This is a genomic window from Pseudomonas paraversuta (genome assembly GCF_904067025.1).
GTDB lineage: Bacteria > Pseudomonadota > Gammaproteobacteria > Pseudomonadales > Pseudomonadaceae > Aquipseudomonas > Aquipseudomonas paraversuta.
On record NZ_CAJFDA010000001.1, the window covers coordinates 3,324,965 to 3,349,086 of the forward strand.

A 24,122-nucleotide genomic window follows, 5' to 3' on the forward strand; every position below is an offset into this window, starting at 1 on the left:
GATCTTTATGTCGACTGTCACGGCTAAAACTTTAGTGATCCGGCTGCGGGAAATCAGCTGGATTTAGGATTATTCAGCGAGTTCAGAGTGGTCATGATGCTGGAGCTGCTGGCGTTGATCTGGGCGATAAGGGTGTCCATCGCGGTGTACTTGGACGTCAGGGAAGTCTTCATGCTCTCCATCCGTCGATCCAGATCCGCCTGCTGCGTTGTCAGATCCGTCAGCTTGGTATTCAAGTCAGTGACTCGACTCGCCAGCAGCCCGGTGGTACCGACATAGCTGTCTGTGGCCTTGGTCATACGCGCAACCAGACCGGTGTCACCGGTAAACACCTTGCTGATTTCCAGCGCACCATTGGGGGTTGCCACTGCGGCATCCCACTTCTTGTCATCCAGGGTCAGAAGCCCGGTTTTCTGATCGGTACTGATACCCATCTGGGACAGACTGCCCATGCTCGACGAACTGCTGTTCTGCAGCAGCTCGTTACGAATACCGTTAACCAGTTGCCGCATCGAGGCATCACCGGTAAGGGCGCCCGAGGTGGTGGTTGCGGCATCACCGGTGGCGGTGACTTTGGTTTGCGTGTTGATACTGGTCAGCAGCGCGTTGTAAGCACTGACAAAGGACTGGACCGAGGTTTTCAGGGTTGCCGTATTGGAGGCCACGGTAATGGTCGACGCCTTGGTATCAATCAACTCCAGCGTCACGCCGCTGATGGCCGAAGTGATCTTGTTGCTCGACGACTCCATGGCGATGCCATCAATGGTGTAAATGGCATTCTCTGGAGCTTTACCGGCGTCATAGCCGGTCGACAACTCTGAGTCACCACTGATGGTGATGTCAGTACCCTTGCCCGTGGTTTGCGAACCGATGACCAGGCGCGACCCGTTGGCATCGGTCAAAACGTTGGCACTGATGCCCTTGGATTGCAGCTGGGTGTTAATCGCTTCACGGGTTTGCTGCAGGGTAGCGCCAGCCGGGACCGATACATTGTAATCATTGCCGGACTGCGAAATGGTAAGGGTCGTGGGCTCGGTACCCGAGTTGACCACTGACGAGGTCCCCCCCTCAAATACCTTGCTGGTAACTTTCGAGGCGGTCGCCAGCTTGGTCACATCCAGCGCGTAGGTACCGCTGGAGGCCTTGTCATCAATGGTGACCTTGGAAATTTTTTCGTCTGACGAGGTAGCCGCCAGGCCGTTGAAGCTGGAGACACTATTGAGTTTGGCAATGGCTGCGCGATAGGTTTCAAGCGCGCCTTTTACCGTGCCCACAGCGGACAACTGAATCGTGGTGTCTTTTTGTTGCGCAGTAATCTGGGTTTGCTTGGGCGCTTTTTCAGCATCCACCAACGCTTTAACAATACCGATGGTATCGAAACCCGAACCAACACCCGTAATCGTAGAACTTGCCATCTGTATTCTCCTTATCCGGGCTGCCGCTTTATGGGCTTACGCTTTTTTGACGAGCAAGGCCGAGGAAGCAGACAGCATCACAATTCATGCCACCTTCAGGCTTTGCCCTGAAAAAGCAGGCTGTGGGGATCAGCCAGGTTTTGCGCCAGCTTGAGGGCCATCTCTGAAGGTAACTGGCGAATCACCTCTCCGCTGTCGGAGGCAATCACCTTGACCACCATCACGCCGGTGGTGTCATCAATCGAAAAGTCCAGCTTGCGCTGGTTCGACTGTGCGAATGCTTGTATGTCACTAACAGCCTTTTCCAGCTCTGCACGCTCAGGCGGCTTGCCTGTCACCGGGGTAGAAACCGCTCCTGCCTGAGTGGTTGCGACCGGTGCCGGCGCGGGGTTCGGCACCGCTGCAGGGCTCGGGTAAGCGGTGTTCAGCTTGATGCTCATGTCCATGCCATCACCTCAAAACTGAAAAAAACGAAAGGGCACGTAAACGCGCCCTTCCGTTGTCAACCGAGGGCTGAAATTACTGAAGCAGTTTCATCACAGCGGACGGCAGCTGGTTCGCCTGGGACAGGATCGCGGTAGCGGCCTGTTGCAGGGTTTGTTGCTTGGTCAGCTCTGCGGCTTCGGATGCGAAGTCGGTGTCCTGAACGCGACCACGGGCAGCAGTCGAGTTCTCGGAGATGCTTTGCAGGTTGGACACAGTGCTGTCGAAACGGTTTTGCACGGCACCCAGCTCGGAACGCTGAGTATCGATCTGCTGGATTGCGCCAGTCAGGGCCTGGATCGATTGTTGAGCGCCTTCGGCGGACAAAATGCTCAGGCTGGCTACGCTGGTTTCAACAGTGTTGGAACTTGTGGTTTTCGCAGTCAGACCCAGGGAGTCCAAGCCAGTACCGGCGCTACCGTCACCAACAGTGATGTCCTTGGTGGAGAACAGCTTCAGCGTGTTATCAGCATTTTTGCTGGCGGTTACGCCAGTGCTTGCACTGTTGATCGAAGAAACGATGGAGTCCATCGAGTCGCCTTTTTTGAACTTCACTTCAACGCCGTTCATGGTGACTGAAGTATCAGCTGTCAGCTTAGCCTCGGTCTTGCCTGCGGCCAGACCCAACTGCGCCAAAGCACCTTTACCTTCAGGCGTATCTGCCTGGTCGGTCAGGCTCACAGCCTTGCCGTCCTGGGAGGTCAACACCAAACGACCATCCTGAGCGCTTGCCGTAACACCCGTTTTACCGGCGGCAGTCGTCTGCGCGTTGATTGCCTCAATGACTCCGCCAGCGCCCTCAAGCTTCATGCCGGCAGTCAGAGAAATTTTCGTACCGTTAACGTTGATATCAGCGTCTTTGGCCAACCCGGTAACAGGTGTACCAGCAGTCGAAGTAGCAGCAGCAGTTTTGAAGTTACCGCCATCCGCAGCAACGCTACTGGCAACTGTGAAGGATGCAGTGGAGCTCAGTTCCAGCTTGCCCGCATTATCTTTTGCAGTAACGCCCGTGGTACCTGACGACAGGTTGATTTTATCGGCAGCCTTCGCTGCGGAATCTTCAGCAGCAGTAAGGGTTACGGTGCCAGTACCAGCGCCGCCAAAGGTAAGAACTTCGGTGGCAGCAGGCGCAGCATAGGCCGCAGCAGTGGCAAGTGTATTCGGGGTTGTTGTAGCGCTCAGATCAATCGCGCCACCAGTAACTTTGGCAGCCAGTTGCGTGATCCCACCAGTAGCATTCGCCTCACCGAAAGAACCTTTCAAACCGGTAGCACTGATATCGGTCATGCCGAACGAGATGGTCTGGTTGGCATCGGCACCGACCTGGAAGGACTGGTTCTGGAACGAACCGTCCAGCAGGTTGCGGCCACCGAAGGTGGTGGTCGACGAAATACGGGTCAGCTCACCGACTTTGGCGGTGAATTCTTGCTGCAGGGATGCACGGTCATCAGCGCTTTTATCACCGTTCGCGGACTGCAGGGCCAGTTCACGCAGACGTTGCAGAATGTTGGTCGATTCTTGCATCGCGCCTTCAGCTGTCTGGGCAATCGACGAGCCGTTGTTGGCGTTGGCGATGGCGACAGTCATGCCTTTAACCTGGGAGGTCAGACGGTTGGCGATCTGCATGCCGGCAGCGTCATCTTTGGCGCTGTTGATTTTCAGGCCGGAAGACAGACGGGTCATCGAGGTGCTCAACGAGTCGCCGGCTTTGTTCAGGTTCTTCTGAACGGTCTGGGACGTGACGTTAGTGTTTACTGATAAAGCCATGACGAAATCCTCATTGGATGAATACTGCGGCTTCCGGCCCTGGCAACCGCCGGGTGTGGCCTAGAGAACCTTCGTAATAGTTATCGTCGTGAATGCAGGTTGCTTGAGGGGTTTTTTAATTTTTTTTACTGGCAGGGGGCCAGCCCTTGTGTTTCAAGGGGTTACACAGACCCGGAGCTGATCTGTTTGCCGCTGGGAGCTGGCTTGCCAGCTCCTGCAGTGGGGACGCCACAACGCAAAACGCCCATGGCTTCTGGCCATGGGCGTTTTGTGGTTCAAGCCTCAGCTCAAGGGCGATAGATGATCGCCGAGCCCCATGACAGGCCTACGCCGAAGCCGCTCAGGGCCACGCGCTTCCAGTCAGGGGTGTCCATCACGTGCTTTTCCAGCAGCAACGGAATGCTCGAGGACACGGTGTTGCCGGTCTCGACCATGTCCTTGATGAACTTCTCCGGCTCGCCTTCGAAGCGCCGAGCGACCGCATCAACGATCGCCGCGCTGCCCTGGTGGATGCAGAAGGCGTCGATGTCCTGGGAGGTCAGTTGCGACTCGTCCATCAACTCGTGCAAGTGTGCAGGCACTTTAAGCAACGCGAAGTTGAATACCTGGCGGCCATTCATAAAGAACACGCCGTCGCTGACTTTCAAGTGCGGGGCACCCGAACCGTCGGTGCCGAACTTGGCCTTGCCCAGCTGCCAGGGTGCGTCTTCGCCCATCCAGGTGGCGGTAGCGGCGTCGCCGAAGAGCATGGTGGTGTTGCGGTCTTCGGGGTCGACGATTTTCGAATACGGGTCGGCGGTGATCAGCAGGCCGTTTTTCAGGCCCGTGGCTTCCATGAAGCCTTTCATCGCGTAGATGCCGTAGACATAGCCCGAGCACCCCAGGGAAATATCAAAGGCGGCCACGTGGGTCGGCAGGCCCAGTTTGTCCTGGACGATGGCAGCGGTGTGGGGCAAACCTTCTGCGTCACCGTTTTGGGTCACGACGATCAGCGCGTCGATGGATTCGCGCTTGAGCTGCGGATTGTTGGCAAACAGTGCGTTGACGGCCTCGACACACAGGTCCGAGGTTTCCTGGTCAGCATCTTTGCGCGGCAGAAACGCCGAGCCAATCTTGCCCAGAATGAAGTCTTCGTCCTTGGAGAACTTCGCGCCCTGGGCATAGTTGTCTACACCGTTTGCAGGCACGTAACTGGCGATGCTTTTAATGCCAATCATTGTGGCTTCCCAATACTAATAGCTGGAGATCACCCGCTCGAACAATCAAGGGGCGCTGACAATAAAAGGGCTTAGTCGCGCAAAAAGCGGCGAATATGGGTGCATGAAAATAGACAAAACAGCCTGGAAAAGGCCCGGCACCCGCCCGTACGTTTCACACGATACAGTGAAGATGCGCGTTATGACTCATAGGTCACTCGATTTGGTGCGGTTTTTTACAAAACGTTTCGGGTAAACCGAGGATCAAGTGGGAGTCGTCTTGCCGGCGATAGCATCACCCTGCCCCTTCAGACAGGCCGGTTTTGCCGGTATCGCTGGCACGCCAGCTCCCACAGGTGTGCTGCAAATTCTGCATTACAGCTGATTGAACAGGCTCAGCTGGGAGATCTTGACGAAGGCCAGTTGCGAGGCTTCAAGCATGGCTTTCTGGAATGCCAGGTCGATCGAAGCACCGGCCATGTCTGTGTTGCCAATGGCGGCAGTGGTGGAATCGTTGGCCAGGCCCATGCTGATGTTTTCGTCGGTCTGGATATCCACCGCCTTCAAGCGCGCACCAATCGAACCCCGGGCACTGTCGACCCCGGCACTGGCGTTTTTCAGATTGCCTATGGCCGAGTTGATGGCGTCTTTCTGGATCTGCTGGGCCGCCGGATCTTTGTCGCTGGGGATCACCAGCGCTTTACGCAGCTGGCTGATGGTGTCCAGCGCACTTTGACTCTGGTGGTTGTTGCTGTTGACCACAAACTGGTCGCCAGCCGCGCGCGCGCCGGTGAAATCGAAGGTAACCCCCATGGCGCTGAGCGTGTCGCCGGTCATGCTGCCGGTGGCAATCGACTTGCTGCTGGCAGTCACTGGCTGGGCGTAGATTTCGTATTCGGTGTCACTGGTGAATTTGATCACCGCACCATTGCCCGGAAAGCTGTCGCTGTAGGCCTTGGCATCCGCCACGCCAGTCCCGGTGATCTGTGCCGTCGAGGTATTGCTCGGGGTACGGGAGGTATTGAAGGTGTCGGGTTTGGCCTCGAGGGTGAAAGAGTGCCCCGCCACCGCCGCATCCTGATCGGCTGCCGGGATGTCCTTGAGATTCAGGTTAATGTCGAACGATACGCCGCGCAGGCTGATGCTGTGAGCACCCTCCTTGGTGGAATCGAAGACACCATTGCCTGGCACTTCAGAGGTCACGTCCTTGCCCTGGGCGTCAGTCAGCTTGTACTGAGTGCTGCTGGTGAATTCCAGGGTGTAGGGCTGACCCTCGGCAAAGCCTTTATTGAACACCGGGCTTGAGGTGATCAAACCGGCGGACAGCGAAACCTTGCCATTGTCCGGGATAACCGCACCGGTTGCGTCTACCACCGGCAGTGCAGTGACCTGTGTACGCCCGGTATTGACCGAGTTTTCCATAAAGCTTTTGGCCGTGTCGCTGCCGGCCAGGCTCAGGGTGTCCGAGACCTTGAGATTGAGCTGGGTATCGTCGCCCTGATAGCTGTAAGTGCCATCGTTGTTGCGGGTATAGGGCGGCGTATCGGTCTTGGAGCCCGAGAACATATAGTTGCCCGCGGCATCCTTGCTGTTGAGCAGGCTGAACACCTGGTCTTCGATACTCCCCAGTTCGCTGGCAATCGTCGCGCGATCGGCATCGCTTTTCCCGCTGCCAGCCCCCAGAGCCAGCTCACTGGCCTTTTGCAGGGCGGTGTTGATGCTGTCGAGGATGGTTTCCTGACTGCCCAGCGACGCCTTGATACCGTTCATGTTGGTGGTGTACTGACCCAACATGTCTTTTTGCTGCTGCAATTGCAGCAGGCGCGCGGCACCCACCGGATCATCGCCAGCGGTCTGAATGCGCACGCCGGAGTCGATCTGGCTCTGGGTCTTGATCACCGACGAGAAGTTGTTCTGGTAGGTGGCACTGGTCGACTCAAAAAACTGGGAAGTAGAGATACGCATCGTCGAGGACTCCTTTAAAGACTGTTGATCAGCGTGCTGAAGGTTTCTTGCGCCGCTTTAATGATCTGCGACGATGCGGTGTAGTACTGCTGAAACTTGACCAGGTTGGAGGCCTCTTCATCCAGGTTGACCTGGGACACCGAGCTGCGGGTCTGCGTGGCATACGCCAGCGCGGCGGTGTTGGCCGTGCCGTCGACGGCGGCCTGACTGGCCTGGCCACCGACTTTCGCCACCAACTGGCTGTAGGAAGAACCCATGCTGACGCCGCCGGTGCCGTCCTTGCCGACGCCGACCGTGGCTTTGGTTTGCAGGCCCAGCAACAGGTTGGCGTTGGTGTTGTCCGCCTTGCCGTCCTTGTTGAACTTGATGTCGAAGCTGTCGCCCTTGGCCGGCGACCCGCTGATGGTGGTGTCAAAGCCAATGGTTTTCGGCGTGCCGTCGGCGTTTGTGACCGGCAAGCCCGCAGCGTCCAGCACCGGCAGGTTGATCGTGACCTTGTTGTCCTGGCCCGGCACTAGGGTGCCTTTACCGATTTCCTCGCCTTTTTCGTTCAGCACGCGGTAGCCCTGGGCGCCGTTTGCAGCTTCGTCAAAAGCAATCCGTACCGGCATTGCGCCTTCAATCTGCGACTGCGCCAGGCCGAGGTCCGCACCCGCGTAAATATCCAGCGCCGAGGACAGGCTCGGCGTGCTCAAGGCCCCCGTACCGCTGTTGGAGCCGCCCTTGCCTGCCACCAAAGGGCCGGCGAACGCCAATTTACTGGCATCGCTCATCTGTACGCCGATGTTGCTGGCGCCGTTGCGGGTCGGGCTGACCTGGAATTGATCACCTTTGCTCAACGCACCACCGTTAAGGTCCATGGTGAAGCCGTCGATGACCGCAGCAGGCTTTTGATCCAGATTGAAGGCCCCCATGCTGGTGCCGTCCGAGCGTCTGACCGTGTAGTCCTTGTCGCTGGTGAACGTCACCTGATAGTCGTAGGCAGTCAATGCACCACTGTCGGTGATGCTGACGTTCAGGTTGCCCGAACCCGGGCTGTTACCGGTCGCGGCAAGGCTGCGCTGGCTGTTGGCCTGCGCGCTGTTGATGCTGTTGAACATCGACGAGCCAAACTCGCCATTGGCATCCAGGCCCTGCCCCAACTGCTTGTTGATCGCGTCGGCGACCACAATCGCAGTGCGCCCCAGATCGTTCATGGCTGGTGCCAGCACGTCATCGCGATAGCGCAACAGGCCGCCGATCTTGCCGCCGGAGATGACCGAGGTCACGTCGGAGCTGGACTGCGGGTAGTTGATCTGAATGCTGAACTGGCTTTTATCGACCTTGCCCGGCACCGCCGACAGGGTATTGGAGGTATTGCCCTGCACCAGCGCCTGCCCCGTCCCCAGGGTCACGTCATAGACGTTGTCGTGTTCCTGGACCGTTACTCCGACCAGTTCATTCAGGGTACGCACGGCCTCGTTGCGGGCATCCAGCAAGTTGTTCGGCGTATTGCCGGCGGTGGTGGCCTGGGCGATCTGCTTGTTCAGCGAGGCAATGGTGGCCGTGTGCTGGTTGACCATCGAGGTCAGGGTGTCCAGCTGGCTGTTGATGCCTTCGTTTTGCTGGTTGAGCTGGGTCGAGATCGAGTTGAAGCGGTTGCTCAAGGCTTGTGCATTGGTCAGCAGCAACTGGCGGGCGGACGCGTCGCCGGGGGCGCCGGCCGCCGTTTGCAAGGACGAGAAGAAGCTGTTGAGTACGGCCGAGACACCGGTACTTTTATCTGACAGCAGCTTGTCCACCGAACCTATCTGGTCGAGGTAAGCCTGGGCATCGCCGTTCAATGAAGTGGTGGTTTGCAACTGCGCATCGAGGTAGGAGTTGTACACCCGGCGTACGTCAGCCAGGGTGGTGCCGGTGCCGATAAACACCCCGCCCACTTGCTGCGAGCCGGCACTGCCCTGCACGATCTGCTGGCGCGAGTAGCCCGAGGTGTTGGCGTTGGCAATGTTATTGCCGACCGTGGCCAAAGCCCCCTGGCTGGCGTTCAGCCCCGACATCCCGATGTTGATCAAACTCGCCATGGTTCAAACCTTATAAATGCGTGAAAGAACCCGTCGAGACGTAGCTCTGGTAGGTCTTCATTTGCTTGGCAATCTGCGAAATCTTGCTCGCGTACTCAGGGTCGGTTGCATAACCGGCCTTCTGCAACTCGCGAACAAACTGCTCTGGTTTATCGGCTGCGTTCAGCACTTCTTTATAACGATTGTTGCTCTGCAACAGCGTGACCAAATCGTGGAAGCTGTCCTGATAGGAGTCATAGGAACGGAAGTCCGCCGTCTCCTTGACCATCTGCCCGCCCTTGAACTCGCTGGTAATTGCCCGAGCCTGCGGCCCCTGCCAACTGCCAGTGGCCTTGATGCCGAACAGGTTGTGACTGCTGCTGCCGTCCTGCTGGCGCATCACCGACTTGCCCCAGCCGGTTTCCAGTGCCGCTTGCGCCACCAGATACAGCGGATCGACACCGATACGGTCGGCGGCCTGCTGCGCCATCGGCAACATGGTGGCCACAAAAGCGTCCGGCGACTCGAATGCCTGTTTGGCCGGAGCCAATGGCGGTTGCGCCACGGCACGCCCGTAAATCTGCATCCGCCCTTGCACACCGCCGGCGCTGAGCATGGGGTGACGGCTGCCTTTGATCACCGCATCCAGCGACGGGCTGGTGCGCCCGGGCACCGTACCGGTATTGAGGGTTGAGCGGGCCGCATCGGCCGAAGGCACGATCCCGGCCAGCAAGCGATCGGTCAGCTTGCTCGGCAAGGCCAGACGGCGCTGATTGAGCATCGCCACATCGTTTTTATGGCCGCTTTCCACGGCGCTGGTGGCCACCCGCGAAGCCCACAGCGGACGCTGGCCGCTGGAGCGCACAAACGGGCTGTCGATCGCAGGGGCGACCGGGGCAGGTGTTTTCACCTCAGGGTTCAAGGCAACCGTTGCGGCCTCCCCCGGCACTGCGGACTTGTTCTTCGACATCTGGCGCATCAGCACATCGGCCAGACCGATACCGCCGCCCTGACGGGACAAGGTCACCGACAGTTGCTGGTCGTACATCTCCTGATACTGCTTGGCCGCCGGGGTGTTGAGCGGGTTGTCCTTGCCCAGCACTTCGTTCGCCGAGCGCATGGACTTGAGCATCTCGTTGAGGAACAGCGACTCGAATTCCTGCGCCACCTTGCGCATGTTGCTGTCGCTTTCGCGGTCGCCGACCTTCAGCTTGTTCAGACGATTGAGGTCGGTAAAGGCGCCCGAATCGCTGCCACTGACCGCACCGCTCTTACGCATATCCATGATGACGGCCTCAGATCACTATCAGATCGGCTTGCAGGGCGCCGGCCTGTTTCAACGCTTCGAGAATCGCCATCAAGTCCCCAGGCGCCGCGCCAACCTGATTCACCGCCCGGACAATTTCGTCCAGCGTGGTGCCCGGGCCAAATTTGAACATCGGCTTGGCTTCCTGCTGTGCATTGAGCCGCGAACGCGGCACGACAGCGGTCTGGCCGTTGGACAACGGGCCCGGCTGGCTGACGATCGGGTCTTCGGTGATGGTGACGGTCAGGCTGCCGTGGGTCACGGCCGCAGGCGAAACCTTGACGTTCTGGCCGATCACTATGGTGCCGGTGCGCGAGTTGATGATGACTTTGGCCACTGCCTGCCCCGGGTCGACTTCGAGGTTTTCCAGGATCGACAGGTAATCGACCCGCTGGCTCGGGTCCAGTGGCGCAGTGACACGCACCGAGCCGCCATCAATCGCCTGGGCGACACCGGGGCCGAGCAAGTCGTTGATCTTGTCGACCACGCGCTTGGCCGTGGTGAAGTCCGAACGATTGAGGTTCAGGGTCAGGCTGTTGCCCTGGTTGAAACCGCTCGGCACCGCACGCTCTACCGAAGCTCCGCCGGGAATGCGCCCGGCCGAAGGCACGTTGACGGTGATTTTCGAACCGTCGCGACCTTCGGCATCAAAACCGCCCACCACCAGATTGCCCTGGGCGACCGCATAGACATTGCCATCGATACCCTTGAGCGGTGTGAGCAACAGCGTGCCGCCGCGCAGGCTTTTGGAGTTGCCGATGGAGGAAACGGTGATATCGATCACCTGCCCCGGCTTGGCGAACGCCGGTAAATCGGCACTGATGGACACCGCGGCGACGTTTTTCAGCTGCACGTTACCCGAGCCAGGCGGCACCTTGATCCCGAACTGCGAGAGCATATTGTTGAACGTCTGCAGGGTGAACGGGGTTTGTGTGGTCTGGTCGCCCGTACCGTTAAGTCCGACCACCAGGCCATAACCAATCAATTGGTTGGAGCGCACGCCAGAAATGCTGGCGATGTCCTTCAACCGCTCGGCGTGAACGCCCAGGGCGGTCGACATCAGCAGTACGGCTGCCAGCAAGTGCTTGAGATGGGCGGTCATCACTAAATGGACTCTTTATTAGAAAGGAAACAGCGGGCTAAGGAAGAAGCGGTCAAACCAGCCCGGCTGACTGGCATCGGCAAACGAGCCGGTGCCCGAGTAGGTAATGCGCGCATCAGCCACCCGGGTCGAGGACACGGTGTTATCGGTGCTGATGTCATCGGCGCGGACCAGGCCGGCAATCCGTACCAGTTCGTCACCGGTGTTCAGCGTCATCCACTTCTCGCCACGTACCGCGATGATGCCGTTGGGCAATACATCGGCCACGGTCACGGTGATCGAACCGGTGAGGCTGTTGCCCTGCCCGGCCTTGCTGTCACCCTTGGTCGCGCGGCTGCCGCTGTAGCCGGCATCTAGGCTCAGATCGCCACCGCCCAGCGGGTTGTTGGTGGTCAGGCCGCCGCCAAACAACGAGGTCAGGCCGATGCTGGTATTGCTGTTTTTACCGATCGCCGAGTTGGCGTTTTTGCTCGCCTGAGTTTTCTCGTTCAGGGTGATGGTGATGATGTCACCAATGCGAAACGCCTTGCGGTCGCTGTACAGGTTCTGTTCAAAGCCAGCCTGGTAAATCGAGCCGTTATTGGCCGCTGCCGGCAGCGGTGTACGCGGCAGGACAGGTGCGTAATAGGGGTCGTTGGGCCGTGGTGGCGGGCTGACGCACCCCGCCAGAAAGGTGACGCCGGCCAAGGCCAGAACAGAACAAAAAGGTTTCATGACGGCTCCTGCGTACTTACAGATTTTGCGTGACAAACGACAGCATCTGGTCGGCGGTGGAAATCACTTTGGAGTTCATCTCGTAAGCGCGCTGGGTGGTGATCATGTTGACCATTTCTTCCACGGTGCTGACGTTCGAGGTTTCCAGGGTGCTTTGCATCGTGGTGCCAAAACCGTTGAGGCCCGGGGTACCGATCTGCGGTGCGCCGCTGGACGCGGTTTCCAGGAACAGGTTACCGCCCTGGGACTGCAAACCGGCCGGGTTGATGAAGTCGGCGGTCTGCACGTTACCTATCACTTGTGCGGCCGGGTTGCCGGCAATCGTTACTGACACGGTGCCATCCTGCCCGACCGTAAAAGTCTGGGCATCGGCCGGCACCACAATTGCCGGTTCCAGGGCAAAACCGCTGGCGGTGACGATCTGGCCGTTGGAATCCAGGTGAAAGGTACCGTCGCGGCTGTAGGCCGTGGTGCCGTCCGGCTGCATGATCTGGAAAAAGCCGCGGCCATTGATCGCCATGTCCAGCGGCTGGTCGGTGGTTTGCAAGCTGCCGGCCGAGAAGTTCTTTTGCGTGCCGACAATGCGCACCCCGGTGCCGACCTGCAGGCCCGACGGCAGTTCGCTGTCCTGGGTCGACTGGGCGCCGGGCTGGCGTTTGATCTGGTACAGCAAGTCCTGAAACTCGGCACGATCACGCTTGAAACCGGTGGTCGAGACGTTGGCCAGGTTGTTGGAAATGGTGGTCAGGTTGGTGTCTTGTGCAGCCAAACCTGTTTTTGCAACCCACAGTGCCGGAAGCATGGTGCTCTCCTCGCGCGCCGGTCAGGGCGACACGTTTAAGTAATAGGCCGAGTTAGCTCATCGCCAGGACGCGAGTCATGGCCTGGTCGTCTTCTTTGGCGGTGTTCATCATTTTGATATGCAGTTCGAACTGCTTGGACAGCGCCAGCACCGAGGTCATCTCGTCGACGGCATTGACGTTGCTCGCCTCCAGAAACCCCGAGACCACGCGCACGTTGGCGTCGGCCTGGGCCGGCTGGCCGTCGTTGGTGTGGATCATGCCGTCCAGCCCCTTGCTCATGGTTTTCAGGTCCGGCTGAACCAGCTTGATACGGTCCACTTGCGCCATCACCCGCGGGCCTTCGCCCATGGCGCGGATGGAGATGGTGCCGTCTTCACCGACTTCGATTTTTTGCTCGGGCGGCACGGCAATCGGCCCGCCGTTGCCCATCACCGGCATACCATTGCCAGCACGCAGAATGCCCAGGGCATCCACATTCATGCTCGCGGTACGCACATAGGCTTCACTGCCGTCGGGAGACTGCACGGCCATCCAGCCATCACCGGCCACGGCCACATCCAGATCGCGCCCGGTTTCAATCATGGCCCCGGGGGTGAAGTCAGTGGCCGGGCGCTCGGTCAAGGCAAAGGCACGTGCTGGAAAGCTGTCACCGAACACCGGCATCGAGCGGGCCTGTTCCAGGTCTCGCTGAAAGCCGTTGGTCGAGATGTTCGCCAGATTGTTGGCATGAGCCTTTTGCGCCAGTGCGTTCTGGCTGGCGCCGGTCATTGCCACATAAAGGTACTTGTCCACAGTCTTTCCTCTGTCTGACGGACGCTTGCCGCCCACCGCTGTACTGCAGAGCATCTAGCAATTTGCGCACCAACTTTTTTTTGACGGTGCCAATGGCCGCGCTGCGGGGCCTGAAGACGGGTCGGGGGAGGTGCAAGCACAGGTTGAAGACGTAAAAACGGCGCTATTGTGCCGGTAGCGGCAAGGCATGGCCTGTGCCGTCGGACGCGGCAATCAAGAGCTCGCGCCTGCAGGGAGAGTGAAATACACACTCACCCTGCGGCAGCCGGCTTGCCGGCGATTGGGCCTAGGCCGGCTTGATAATGTCGTGCTCACGCAGCTTGTTGGCGATGGTGGTGTGGGAAACCCCCAGGCGCTTGCCCAGCAACCTGCTGCTTGGATACTCGGAATACAGCTGCTCCAGCACGGACTTCTCGAAACGTCCGACAATCTGTTCCAGCCCGCCTTCCAGGGAAAACTCCCCCAACGGCTGGCGCACGCCGTAGTCCGGCAGGCGGATATGCTCGGCCTTGACCATGCCGCCATCGCACAACGAAACCGCCTGAAACAGCACGTTTTCCAGCTGCCGGACGTTACCCGGCCAGTGGTAGTGGCTCAACCGCGCCATGGCCGCAGGTGCCAGGCGCGGCAACGGGCAACCGATTTGCCGGCTGGCCTGATCCAGGAAATGCTCGACCAAAGGCTCCAGACCGTCCAGACAATCACGCAACGGGGGGATATGCAGCGACAACACATTGAGCCGGTGATAAAGGTCCTGGCGGAACTCGCCCCGGGCACACAGCTCGGACAAGTCGACCTGGGTGGCGCACATCACCCGCACATCGAGGTACACCTCTTCATCACTGCCGACACGCCGAAAGCAGCCATCCTGCAAGAAACGCAGTAATTTGACCTGCAGACGCGGGCTCATTTCCCCTACGCCATCGAGAAACAACGTACCGCCCGAGGTCAGTTCCAGCAGACCGAGCTTGCCTTCCGCCCGCGCGCCTTCAAAGGCCCCGGGGCCGTAACCGAACAATTCGGTTTCGGCCATCGATTCGGGCAGACCGGCACAGTTGAGTGCCATCAGCGGCGACTGTCCCCGCGGGCTGGCCAGGTGACAGGCACGGGCCAGCAGCTCCTTGCCGGTGCCGGTTTCACCTTCTATTAATAGAGGAGCGTCGAGGGGTGCCATGCGCCGGGCCTCGCGGACTACCGCAGCCATGACTTTCGAGCTTTGGAAGATGCTGTCGAAGCCACGCAGCTCCTGTTTGCGCACGTTGTAGATCTGCTCGCCCACCCGGTCCGCGCGATGCAGGGTCAGAACCGCCCCGGCCATGGCCTCGCTTTCATCATGCTCCAGTTGCAACGGGGCGATGTCGGCCAGAAACACGTCGCCCTTGATCTTGACCCGCAGGCCGTTGATCCGCGACTTGTTGGCGCGTACCAGTTCGGGCAAGTCAAAGTCTTCGGCATAGCGCGACAGGGCAATCCCCGGGACTTCATCCACCCGAACCCCGAGCAACTGCGCGGCGGCACGGTTGGCCGCCACAATGCAGCCCCCCATGTCGATGGACAGCACCGGAAACTCCAGGGCCCCGAGCAAGGCGTTGAGTTCCATGTGCCGGCGCTCGCTGGGCATCAAACCCACCCGCTTGACCCCAAAGACCCCGGCAATGGTCTCAAACTTCGGACGCAGGGCCTGGAACTGCAGATTGATCAAGTTCGGACAGTACAAATAGATCGCGTTGCCCTGATCGCCACCGACCTCCCCGCGCTTGACGTTAATGCCGTAGGCAACCAGCAGGTTAAGAATGTCGCGAAGGATGCCAATCCGGTTTTGGCAGTGGACTTTGATACGCATGGGGCAGGCTCGGGAAAAATAGCGTGGCTGGGACAATAAACAAGGGGGGGAGCCGATAACCCGGCTGCCACAGGTGCAGAAATTTGAAAATCGGGCATTTCAGCGTCACGATTATTTGACAGTTTAGCCGTCACACACTCAAGAGTGACGGCCCAACCATACAAGCGTAACGAAAACTTTACGAATAAGCCGCATCATCCCAGTAATACTGGCTCAAGGCTAGGGGCATGACGCACTCAATTGGGGTATCACTAAGGCATCGCAACAACCCGAATAATAAAAACGATTTCATTGCGGAGAGCCCCATGAAGCAAACGAAATACGTCGCCCGCGAGCCGGATGCCAACGGCTTTATCGACTACACACCCGAAGAACACGGGGTGTGGAATACCTTGATTACCCGCCAGCTGAAACTGCTGGAAGGCCGCGCCTGCCCCGAATACATGGAAGGCATCGAAAAACTCGGCCTGCCCCACGATCGCATCCCGCAATTAAGCGAAATCAATCAGGTATTGGGCGCCACCACTGGCTGGCAAGTTGCCCGCGTTCCCGCGCTGATTCCGTTCCAGACCTTCTTTGAATTGCTCGCCAACAAGCAATTCCCGGTAGCGACCTTTATTCGCACCCCGGAAGAGCTGGATTACCTGCAAGAACCCGATATTTTCCACGAGATTTTTGGTCACTGCCCGCTGCTGACCAACCCCTGGTTCGCCGAATTCACCCACACCTACGGCAAACTCGGCCTGCAGGCATCCAAGGAGCAGCGCGTGTATCTGGCCCGCCTGTACTGGATGACCATCGAGTTCGGGCTGGTCGACACCCCACAAGGCAAGCGCATTTACGGCGGCGGGATTCTCTCGTCACCCAAAGAAACGGTTTACAGCCTGTCGGCAGAGCCTGAACATCAGGCCTTCGACCCGCTGGAAGCCATGCGCACGCCGTATCGCATCGACATTCTGCAGCCGCTGTATTTTGTCCTGCCGGACTTGAAGCGGCTGTTTGATCTGGCCCACGAGGACATCATGGGCATGGTCGAAAAAGGCATGACCATGGGCCTGCACGCGCCCAAGTTCGCGCCCAAGCCGAAAGCGGCTTGACCGGTCTTTTTGAACATTTTTTTCCACAAGAAGAACAACTGACTTCAGGAATACACCATGAACACACTGAACCAAGCCCACTGCGAAGCCTGCCGCGCCGATGCTCCACAGGTCAGCGATGAAGAGTTGCCGATCCTGATCAAACAGATCCCGGACTGGAACATCGAAGTTCGCGACGGCGTCATGCAACTGGAAAAGGTTTTCCTGTTCAAAAACTTCAAGTTCGCCCTGGCCTTTACCAATGCCGTCGGCGAAATCTCCGAAGCTGAAGGCCATCACCCGGGCCTGCTCACCGAGTGGGGCAAAGTGACCGTGACCTGGTGGAGCCACTCGATCAAAGGCCTGCACCGCAACGACTTCATCATGGCCGCACGCACCGACGAAGTGGCGAAAACCGCTGAGGGTCGCAAGTAATGCACTTCGCAGCCATTGGACGGGTCCCTGGCGACCCGATTCTCGGGTTGATGGACGCTTACAACCAGGACCCCAACCCGAACAAGTTCGACCTGGGTGTGGGGGTCTATAAAGACGCCAATGGCCTGACGCCGATCTTGCAGTCGGTGAAGAAGGCGGAACAGCGCCTGGTGGATCAGCAGCAGACCAAAACCTATATCGGCGGCCACGGTGACAGCCGTTTTGGCCAATTGATCAGTGAGCTGGTGCTGGGTGCCGACTCCTCCTTGCTGGCAGCCAGCCGTGCCGGTGCAACCCAGACCCCGGGTGGCACCGGTGCCCTGCGCCTGAGCGCAGACTTTATCGCGCAGTGCCTGCCGGGCCGCGGAATCTGGCTGAGCGATCCGACCTGGCCGATTCACGAAACCATCTTCGCCGCCGCGGGCCTGAAAATCAGCCACTACCCCTATGTGGGCAGTGACAACACACTCGATGTTGGCGCCATGCTTGCCGCTCTTGAGCAGGCGCCCAAGGGCGACGTGGTGCTGCTGCACGCCTGCTGCCACAACCCGACCGGTTTTGACCTGTCCCGGGCTGACTGGCTGCAAGTGCTGGAGGTCGTGCGCCGCCGCGAACTGCTGCCACTGATCGACTTTGCCTATCAGGGCTTCGGCGACGGACTGGAAGAGGATGCATGGTCCACCCGCCTGTTCGCCCGGGAGCTGCCGGAAGTGCTGATCACCAGCTCCTGCTCGAAGAACTTCGGCCTGTATCGCGAACGGGTAGGTGCCTTGATCGTATGCGCCAACGACGCCGAAAAGCTGACTGACATCCGCAGCCAGCTGGCTTACCTGGCGCGTAATCTTTGGTCCAACCCGCCGGATCATGGCGCGGCCGTAGTCGCGACCATTCTCGGTGATTCCCAGCTCAAACAAGAGTGGGCCGGGGAAGTTGAGGCCATGCGCAGCCGTATCGCGCAGTTGCGCAGCGGGCTGGTTGAGGCGTTGACACCGTTCGGGCTGGCCGAGCACTTTGCCCATATCAACCAGCAACGCGGGATGTTCTCTTACACCGGCCTGACTGCCGGGCAAGTGCAGTTGCTGCGTGAAAAGCACAGCGTGTACATGGTCGGCTCCGGGCGGGCCAATATGGCCGGGGTCGATGGCACACGCCTGAGCCTGCTGGCCAAGGCCATCGCGCAGGTGTGTACCCGCTAGTCCCACCACAACCTGCAGGAGCAAGCTCGCTCCTGCAGGCTCTGGTTACGACAACGAAAACATGAAAAGTTCGACATAATCCCCGCCAGACCCAAGAAAAAGACAAATTGTCACACTCCCTCCTGTATCCTTAGCAAGCTACTTAAAACACACCTTGCGAGGAGCGCGACGATGCACGAAATCCCAAACCTCCCCTTCCCAAGCCTGCAAGAAGCTCAGCAGCCAATCCCGGAACACACCAGTGGCGAAAACCCCGCACTGGAAGAGGCCCCTGAAAGCCTCATGGCCGACAGCGAAGACTGACGGCTTCATCAGGCGGTGTGAAAAAGCATTGGTTTTTTCACAGCGCCTGACACAATCGCTTCACCCCCCTCCCAGGATTACAGCGTGACCGATACCTTCAGCGAAACCCAAGCCAGCGTTTTGATCGGCACCGCCGAGAAAATGATCGTCCTTTGGGAGCGCCTCACACCAGAGAAGCAAGCCACCTTGCTCAAACGTTTTGGCACCAAGGAAAACGCCCTGGCCGCCCTGATCGCGACACAACTGGTTGCGCCGCTATAATCAATCTGCACCCAACCGCACCCCGCAGGACCCCTACCCCATGCCTGAAACACAGCGTCCAATGGCGATCACGCTACAAGTGGTTTCCATCGTTCTGTTTACCTTTATCGGCTATATGAATATCGGCATTCCGCTGGCTGTATTGCCCGGATACGTACACAACCACCTGGGCTACGGCACAGTCATCGCCGGACTGGTGATCAGCGTGCAATATCTGGCCACGCTGCTGAGCCGTCCTTATGCCAGCCGCATCATCGATAATCGCGGCAGTAAACGCGCCGTCATGTATGGCCTGGCCGGCTGCGGCCTGAGCGGTGTATTGATGCTGGCGTCCACGTGGACGGCGGCCATGCCGGCCCTGAGCCTGACCTGCCTGCTGATCGGCCGGCTGGTGCTGGGCAGTGCTGAAAGCCTGGTCGGCTCAGGGGCCATCGGCTGGGGCATTGGCCGGGTCGGCGCACAAAACACGGCCAAGGTGATTTCCTGGAATGGCATCGCCAGTTATGGCGCCATTGCCATAGGTGCACCGCTGGGCGTGCTGATGGTCAGCCATTGGGGTATGTGGAGCATGGGCGCGAGCATTATTGCCCTGGCCATGGTTGGCCTGCTGCTGGCCTGGCCGAAACGCGCCGCGCCCATTGTCAGCGGCGTGCGCCTGCCGTTCCTGCATGTCCTGGGCCGGGTACTGCCCCACGGCGCAGGCCTGGCGCTGGGTTCGATAGGATTCGGCACCATCGCCACCTTTATCACCCTGTACTACGCCACCAACCAGTGGGACAACGCCGTACTGTGCCTGAGTCTGTTCGGGGCCAGCTTTATCGGCGCCCGACTGCTGTTCGGCAACCTGATCAACCGTATCGGCGGCTTTCGGGTGGCAATTGCCTGCTTGAGCGTCGAAACCCTGGGCCTATTGCTGCTGTGGCTGGCACCCAGCCCCGAGCTGGCACTGGCCGGCGCGGCACTCAGCGGTTTCGGCTTCTCGCTGGTATTCCCGGCACTGGGGGTTGAAGCCGTGAATCTGGTGCCAGCCTCCAGCCGCGGGGCGGCGGTGGGTGCTTACTCACTGTTTATTGACCTGTCACTGGGCATTACCGGGCCACTGGTCGGCGCTGTAGCCGCAGGCTTTGGCTTTGCCTCGATCTTTCTGTTCGCGGCAATGGCGGCGTTTGGCGGGCTGTTACTGAGTGTTTACTTGTACCGTCAGGCCAAGCGCTTAAGGCCTGCGTAAAAGTTGCAGCAGCTCACGAGATAGAAGTGACGGGGTCAGAAATCCACCTTGCCCCGCCCGGCCTTGATGCTGCCACGCTTGGTCTTGGACTCCAGCCGCCGCTTTTTCGAGCCTAAGGTCGGCTTGGTCGGGCGGCGTTTTTTCTCGACCTTGGTGGCGCTGATGATCAATTCTGCCAAGCGCTCCAGGGCATCCGCCCGGTTCTGTTCCTGAGTGCGATATTGCTGTGCCTTGAGGATCAGCACGCCATCGCTGGTAATGCGGCTGTCACGCAGCGCCAGCAGCCGTTCTTTATAAAACGGCGGCAAGGACGAGTTGGCTATGTCGAAGCGCAAGTGCATCGCGCTTGAGACTTTATTGACGTTCTGCCCGCCTGCGCCTTGAGCACGAATGGCTGTCAGCTCGATCTCGTTATCGGGAATATGAACGTTGTTGGAAATCACCAGCATCAAAAATGGGTCCGTCTTCAGGGCTTGCAGGATACCCCACAAACCAAAAACCCGGCGCAATGGCCGGGTTTGGGTTTATCGCTCAGCTTACTTGGCAGCCGGGCTGCAAGCTGCTGCCGATGCCTGCAGCGCGCGCTTGTTCTTGATCAGGTAACACAGCCACATGAAGGCTACCCACACCGGAATCGCATACACCGACACGCGAATGCCAGGGATCAGCAACATGATCACCAGAATGAACGCCACGAATGCCAGGCAGATGTAGTTGCCGTATGGATACCACAGCGCCTTGAACAGCGGCGTTTGCGCGGTATTGTCCATGTGCTGGCGGAACTTGAAGTGCGAGAAGCTGATCATCGCCCAGTTGATCACCAGCGTGGCCACTACCAGCGACATCAGCAGTTCCAGCGCATCGTGGGGCATCAGGTAGTTGAGCAGAACCGCAATTACCGTCACCGCTGCCGAAGCCAGAATCGAGTTGACCGGCACGCCGCGCTTGTCGATTTTTGACAGCACTTTAGGTGCATCACCCTGCTGCGCCATACCCAGCAACATCCGGCTGTTGCAGTAGGTGCCGCTGTTGTACACCGACAATGCAGCGGTCAGGACCACGAAGTTGAGGATGTGTGCAGCGGTGTTGCTGCCCAGCATCGAGAACACCTGCACGAACGGGCTGCTGCTGTAGCTGTCGCCACCGGCATTCAGGGTTTCCAGCAACGAATCCCACGGGGTCAGGGACAACAGAACCACCAGAGCACCGATGTAGAAAATCAGGATGCGGTAGATCACCTGATTGATCGCCTTGGGGATTACGGTACGCGGCTTGTCGGCTTCTGCTGCGGTAAAGCCGAGCATTTCCAGGCCGCCGAAGGAGAACATGATAAAGGCCATGGCCATTACCAGACCGGTGATGCCATGGGGGAAGAACCCGCCGTGCTCCCACAGGTTGTTCACCGATGCCTGGGGGCCACCGCTGCCGCTGACCAGCAAATAGCTGCCCAGGGCGATCATGCCGACAATGGCCACCACCTTGATGATTGCGAACCAGAACTCGGCCTCGCCAAATACTTTGACGTTGGTCAGGTTGATCGCGTTGATCAGGACAAAGAAGGCTGCTGCCGAAGCCCAGGTCGGGATCTCGGGCCACCAGTAGTGCACGTATTTACCGACAGCTGTCAGCTCCGACATGCCCACCAGGATATACAGCACCCAGCAGTTCCAGCCCGACATGAAGCCGGCAAAGCCGCCCCAGTATTTATGGGCAAAGTGGCTGAAAGAGCCGGCTACCGGTTCTTCGACGATCATTTCGCCCAGCTGGCGCATGATCATAAAGGCAATAAAGCCGCAGATCGCATAACCCAGAATCATTGACGGGCCGGCCGATTTCAGTACCCCGGCAGAACCGAGAAACAGGCCGGTACCAATCGCGCCACCAAGGGCAATCAGCTGGATATGACGATTTTTCAGGCCGCGTTTAAGCTCGCCCGAATGCGAGGTTTGTCCACTCATTGAAAGGGTCCCACACAAGGTTTGATGTGATTCAGTGCGTTGTAACTTGAGCACCAGAGGCAGTGATCGAAAGGTCTACAACACAAATCAAACCCCAGCGCAGACGCCAGGAATCCAAGGTTGTTTCACGAGTCATGCGTCACCTGTTTGTTTTTATCTGTGACGGAATCGAACCCGCAACGCTTGTGGCATTGCGGAGTTAACAAGGCGGGTTAGCCTCGAAGTTTTGGCCCATCGGCATATCGTCGATGTGGCGCAAAATGCGCGGGTACGCAATTGGGTCACAGTTAAAACGCGGCGCATTGTACACCCGCACGTAGGCAAGATCCCATCACACCGCTGTTGGCAACACTAAACAAGCCGGTTTTTTGCCGAAAATGCGGCGAACGGTGCTTTTTACGGAAAATTTTCGTTACACCAAGCCATTTTCAGAAGTAATTCGCCCATAAGCCATTGATTTCGTAGCATTCACTTTACGACCCGTAACGAAATCTTTCCATTTTAAAACCATTATCTGCAGGAGCATCCTGCCTCGCGATTGCAAAAATCAAAAGATTGCGAGACAAGCTCGCTGCTGCTGCATCCACGGTTAATTGCAGGCATAAAAAAACGCCAACCCCGAAGGATTGGCGTTTTTTGTACCGCGTTACAGGTTAACGCTTATTGCGGCTTGCGGCGACCGAAGCCCGGGCGCTGACCCGAACCTGCCGGTGCGCCACGGCGCTTGCCCGACGGTGCATCGTCGACCAGCTTGGGGCCCGAACGGGTTGGCTTGGGCGAACGCTTGTTCACTTCGCTCGGACGCTCTGCAACCGGCGCGCCGCGACCCGCAGGTACACGATCGGTACGACCGGCCGGCTTACGGGCCGGACGGGCTGCTTCATCACGGGCCGGACGCGCCGGGCGCTCGCCTTCGATGTGCGGCTGGCGTGCTGGACGCGGAGCCAGTGGCGCACCTTCGGCCGGACGCAGGGTACGGGCAACGCGATCGGTACGGGCCACAGGGCGCGACGATTTACGCTGCATACGCTCAAGCTTGTCTTTGCTCTTGGCGTTCATCTGCGGCATGGCAACCGGCGTGAGGCCGACTTCAGCACTGAGGATATCAACCTCGAACTGGCTCATTTCGCGCCAGCGACCCATCGGCAGGTCGGAGTTGAGGAACACCGGACCGAAACGCACGCGCTTCAGGCGGCTGACCACCAGCCCCTGGGATTCCCACAGACGACGCACTTCACGGTTACGACCTTCCATCACTACGCAGTGGTACCAATGGTTGAAGCCTTCGCCGCCCGGAGCCTGCTTGATGTCGGTGAAACGCGCCGGGCCGTCTTCCAGCACAACGCCGGCCTTGAGGCGCTCGATCATCTCGTCATCCACTTCGCCACGTACACGTACCGCGTATTCACGGTCCATCTCGTAGGAAGGGTGCATCAGGCGGTTAGCCAGCTCACCGTCGGTGGTGAACATCAGCAAGCCGGTGGTGTTGATGTCCAGTCGACCGATGTTGATCCAGCGGCCTTCTTTTGGACGCGGCAGTTTGTCAAACACGGTCGGACGGCCTTCAGGGTCGTCACGGGTGCAGATTTCGCCGTCGGGTTTGTTGTACATGATCACGCGGCGAACCGATTCGGCTGCCTCTTCACGCTTGATCACTTTGCCATCAATGGAAATGGCGTCATGCAGGTCTACGCGCAGACCCAGGGTTGCATCCTTGCCATTGACCTTGATCCGGCCCTGGCTGATCCAACTCTCTACGTCGCGACGCGAACCCACGCCAATACGGGCGAGAACTTTTTGCAGTTTTTCGCCTGCTGGGCCAATTTCCTGGCTGTCTTTAGGGTCTAGATCACTCATCTGGGCACCTCCCGGTGTGTCAACTCAGGCAATAGCTGAGGTGTTGAAAATGGGGCCTCTCAGCTCGAGCGAGCGTTTGAGGGTCGCGAATCATACGCTGATGTGGCGCATAACGCATCAAAGCCTAGTCATGAACTGCAAGACTTACTTCTTTTTCCGCCGACCGGTGGCGTCCAGGGCCAGCAATCGCAAGGCCGACTCGGCCAGCACGATGCGCTTGTCTTCCTTGTCGAGCTTCTTCCAGGCCCGGATTTCACGCTTGGTGCGACCGCAGCCGATACAGATATCGTCGTTGAACTTACAAATATCGATGCAGGGGTCTTTGGTTGAACTCATGCAAAGTCCTCGTGATTGGCCCTGCAAGAGCGAGCTTGCCTCGC

The 24,122-nt window shown here is 58.8% G+C and carries 22 protein-coding genes; 6 read left to right on the plus strand and 16 right to left on the minus strand.

Annotated features, from left to right (window positions below; translation table 11 throughout):
• Positions 1–53: 53 nt before the first annotated feature.
• From fliD to JQ848_RS15115, 12 genes are all read right to left on the minus strand, one after another.
• The gene (fliD, locus tag JQ848_RS15060; RefSeq protein ID WP_003441819.1) at positions 54–1,415 is read right to left on the minus strand and encodes a flagellar filament capping protein FliD; all 1,362 of its coding nucleotides are present in this window, start codon (positions 1,413–1,415) and stop codon (positions 54–56) included.
• A gap of 95 nt (positions 1,416–1,510) precedes the next feature.
• Positions 1,511–1,861 (minus strand): flagellar protein FlaG, encoded by a 351-nt coding sequence (locus tag JQ848_RS15065; protein ID WP_003441816.1) that lies wholly within the window; start codon positions 1,859–1,861, stop codon positions 1,511–1,513.
• Positions 1,862–1,934: 73 nt separating this feature from the next.
• On the minus strand, positions 1,935–3,665 hold the full coding sequence (locus JQ848_RS15070) for a flagellin N-terminal helical domain-containing protein (protein WP_003441813.1): 1,731 nt from the start codon (positions 3,663–3,665) through the stop codon (positions 1,935–1,937).
• Between the two features lie 287 nt (positions 3,666–3,952).
• The gene (locus JQ848_RS15075) at positions 3,953–4,882 is read right to left on the minus strand and encodes a ketoacyl-ACP synthase III (protein ID WP_003441810.1); all 930 of its coding nucleotides are present in this window, start codon (positions 4,880–4,882) and stop codon (positions 3,953–3,955) included.
• Positions 4,883–5,236: 354 nt separating this feature from the next.
• A complete protein-coding gene (locus JQ848_RS15080; RefSeq protein WP_161718822.1) occupies positions 5,237–6,826 on the minus strand; it encodes a flagellar hook-associated protein 3 in 1,590 nt (529 codons plus the stop codon).
• Positions 6,827–6,840: 14 nt separating this feature from the next.
• On the minus strand, positions 6,841–8,889 hold the full coding sequence (gene flgK, locus JQ848_RS15085; protein ID WP_202210906.1) for a flagellar hook-associated protein FlgK: 2,049 nt from the start codon (positions 8,887–8,889) through the stop codon (positions 6,841–6,843).
• Positions 8,890–8,899: 10 nt separating this feature from the next.
• Positions 8,900–10,153, minus strand: coding sequence for a flagellar assembly peptidoglycan hydrolase FlgJ (flgJ, locus tag JQ848_RS15090; RefSeq protein WP_003441801.1), 1,254 nt, complete (start codon positions 10,151–10,153; stop codon positions 8,900–8,902).
• Between the two features lie 10 nt (positions 10,154–10,163).
• The gene (locus JQ848_RS15095; RefSeq protein WP_010656445.1) at positions 10,164–11,276 is read right to left on the minus strand and encodes a flagellar basal body P-ring protein FlgI; all 1,113 of its coding nucleotides are present in this window, start codon (positions 11,274–11,276) and stop codon (positions 10,164–10,166) included.
• An 18-nt stretch (positions 11,277–11,294) separates the two neighbouring features.
• On the minus strand, positions 11,295–11,990 hold the full coding sequence (gene flgH, locus JQ848_RS15100; protein WP_003441795.1) for a flagellar basal body L-ring protein FlgH: 696 nt from the start codon (positions 11,988–11,990) through the stop codon (positions 11,295–11,297).
• A gap of 16 nt (positions 11,991–12,006) precedes the next feature.
• A complete protein-coding gene (flgG, locus tag JQ848_RS15105; protein ID WP_003441792.1) occupies positions 12,007–12,792 on the minus strand; it encodes a flagellar basal-body rod protein FlgG in 786 nt (261 codons plus the stop codon).
• Positions 12,793–12,844: 52 nt separating this feature from the next.
• Entirely contained in the window at positions 12,845–13,585 is a 741-nt protein-coding gene (locus JQ848_RS15110; protein WP_003441790.1) for a flagellar basal body rod protein FlgF, read from the minus strand.
• Between the two features lie 286 nt (positions 13,586–13,871).
• On the minus strand, positions 13,872–15,428 hold the full coding sequence (locus JQ848_RS15115; protein ID WP_003441784.1) for a sigma-54-dependent phenylalanine hydroxylase transcriptional regulator PhhR: 1,557 nt from the start codon (positions 15,426–15,428) through the stop codon (positions 13,872–13,874).
• 305 nt (positions 15,429–15,733) lie between these two features.
• Here JQ848_RS15115 and phhA point away from each other — a divergent pair, with 305 nt between their 5' ends.
• The 6 genes from phhA (at position 15,734) to JQ848_RS15140 (ending at position 19,927) form a co-directional block, all read left to right on the plus strand.
• Positions 15,734–16,525, plus strand: a complete 792-nt coding sequence (gene phhA / locus JQ848_RS15120) for a phenylalanine 4-monooxygenase (protein ID WP_127196229.1) — start codon at positions 15,734–15,736, stop codon at positions 16,523–16,525.
• Positions 16,526–16,582: 57 nt separating this feature from the next.
• Positions 16,583–16,939 carry a 4a-hydroxytetrahydrobiopterin dehydratase gene (locus tag JQ848_RS15125; protein ID WP_003441779.1) on the plus strand — a complete coding sequence of 119 codons (357 nt, stop codon included), beginning with the start codon at positions 16,583–16,585 and terminating at the stop codon, positions 16,937–16,939.
• Entirely contained in the window at positions 16,939–18,135 is a 1,197-nt protein-coding gene (locus tag JQ848_RS15130) for an amino acid aminotransferase (protein WP_003441778.1), read from the plus strand. The genes JQ848_RS15125 and JQ848_RS15130 overlap by 1 nt, the downstream gene beginning before the upstream one ends.
• A 171-nt stretch (positions 18,136–18,306) precedes the next feature.
• Positions 18,307–18,438 carry a hypothetical protein gene (locus JQ848_RS22840; protein ID WP_255401987.1) on the plus strand — a complete coding sequence of 44 codons (132 nt, stop codon included), beginning with the start codon at positions 18,307–18,309 and terminating at the stop codon, positions 18,436–18,438.
• Between the two features lie 84 nt (positions 18,439–18,522).
• On the plus strand, positions 18,523–18,699 hold the full coding sequence (locus JQ848_RS15135) for a hypothetical protein (protein WP_003441776.1): 177 nt from the start codon (positions 18,523–18,525) through the stop codon (positions 18,697–18,699).
• A gap of 40 nt (positions 18,700–18,739) precedes the next feature.
• Positions 18,740–19,927: an MFS transporter gene (locus JQ848_RS15140; RefSeq protein WP_202210907.1), complete on the plus strand. Its 1,188-nt coding sequence runs from the start codon at positions 18,740–18,742 to the stop codon at positions 19,925–19,927.
• 35 nt (positions 19,928–19,962) lie between these two features.
• Here JQ848_RS15140 and arfB read toward each other — a convergent pair whose 3' ends face one another.
• The 4 genes from arfB to JQ848_RS15160 form a co-directional block, all read right to left on the minus strand.
• Entirely contained in the window at positions 19,963–20,376 is a 414-nt protein-coding gene (gene arfB, locus JQ848_RS15145) for an alternative ribosome rescue aminoacyl-tRNA hydrolase ArfB (protein ID WP_003441766.1), read from the minus strand.
• 87 nt (positions 20,377–20,463) lie between these two features.
• Positions 20,464–21,885 (minus strand): amino acid permease, encoded by a 1,422-nt coding sequence (locus tag JQ848_RS15150; protein WP_003441764.1) that lies wholly within the window; start codon positions 21,883–21,885, stop codon positions 20,464–20,466.
• Positions 21,886–22,545: 660 nt separating this feature from the next.
• Positions 22,546–23,742: a 23S rRNA pseudouridine(2605) synthase RluB gene (gene rluB / locus JQ848_RS15155; protein ID WP_003441763.1), complete on the minus strand. Its 1,197-nt coding sequence runs from the start codon at positions 23,740–23,742 to the stop codon at positions 22,546–22,548.
• 144 nt (positions 23,743–23,886) lie between these two features.
• Entirely contained in the window at positions 23,887–24,078 is a 192-nt protein-coding gene (locus JQ848_RS15160) for a DUF1289 domain-containing protein (RefSeq protein WP_003441761.1), read from the minus strand.
• Positions 24,079–24,122: the final 44 nt, after the last annotated feature.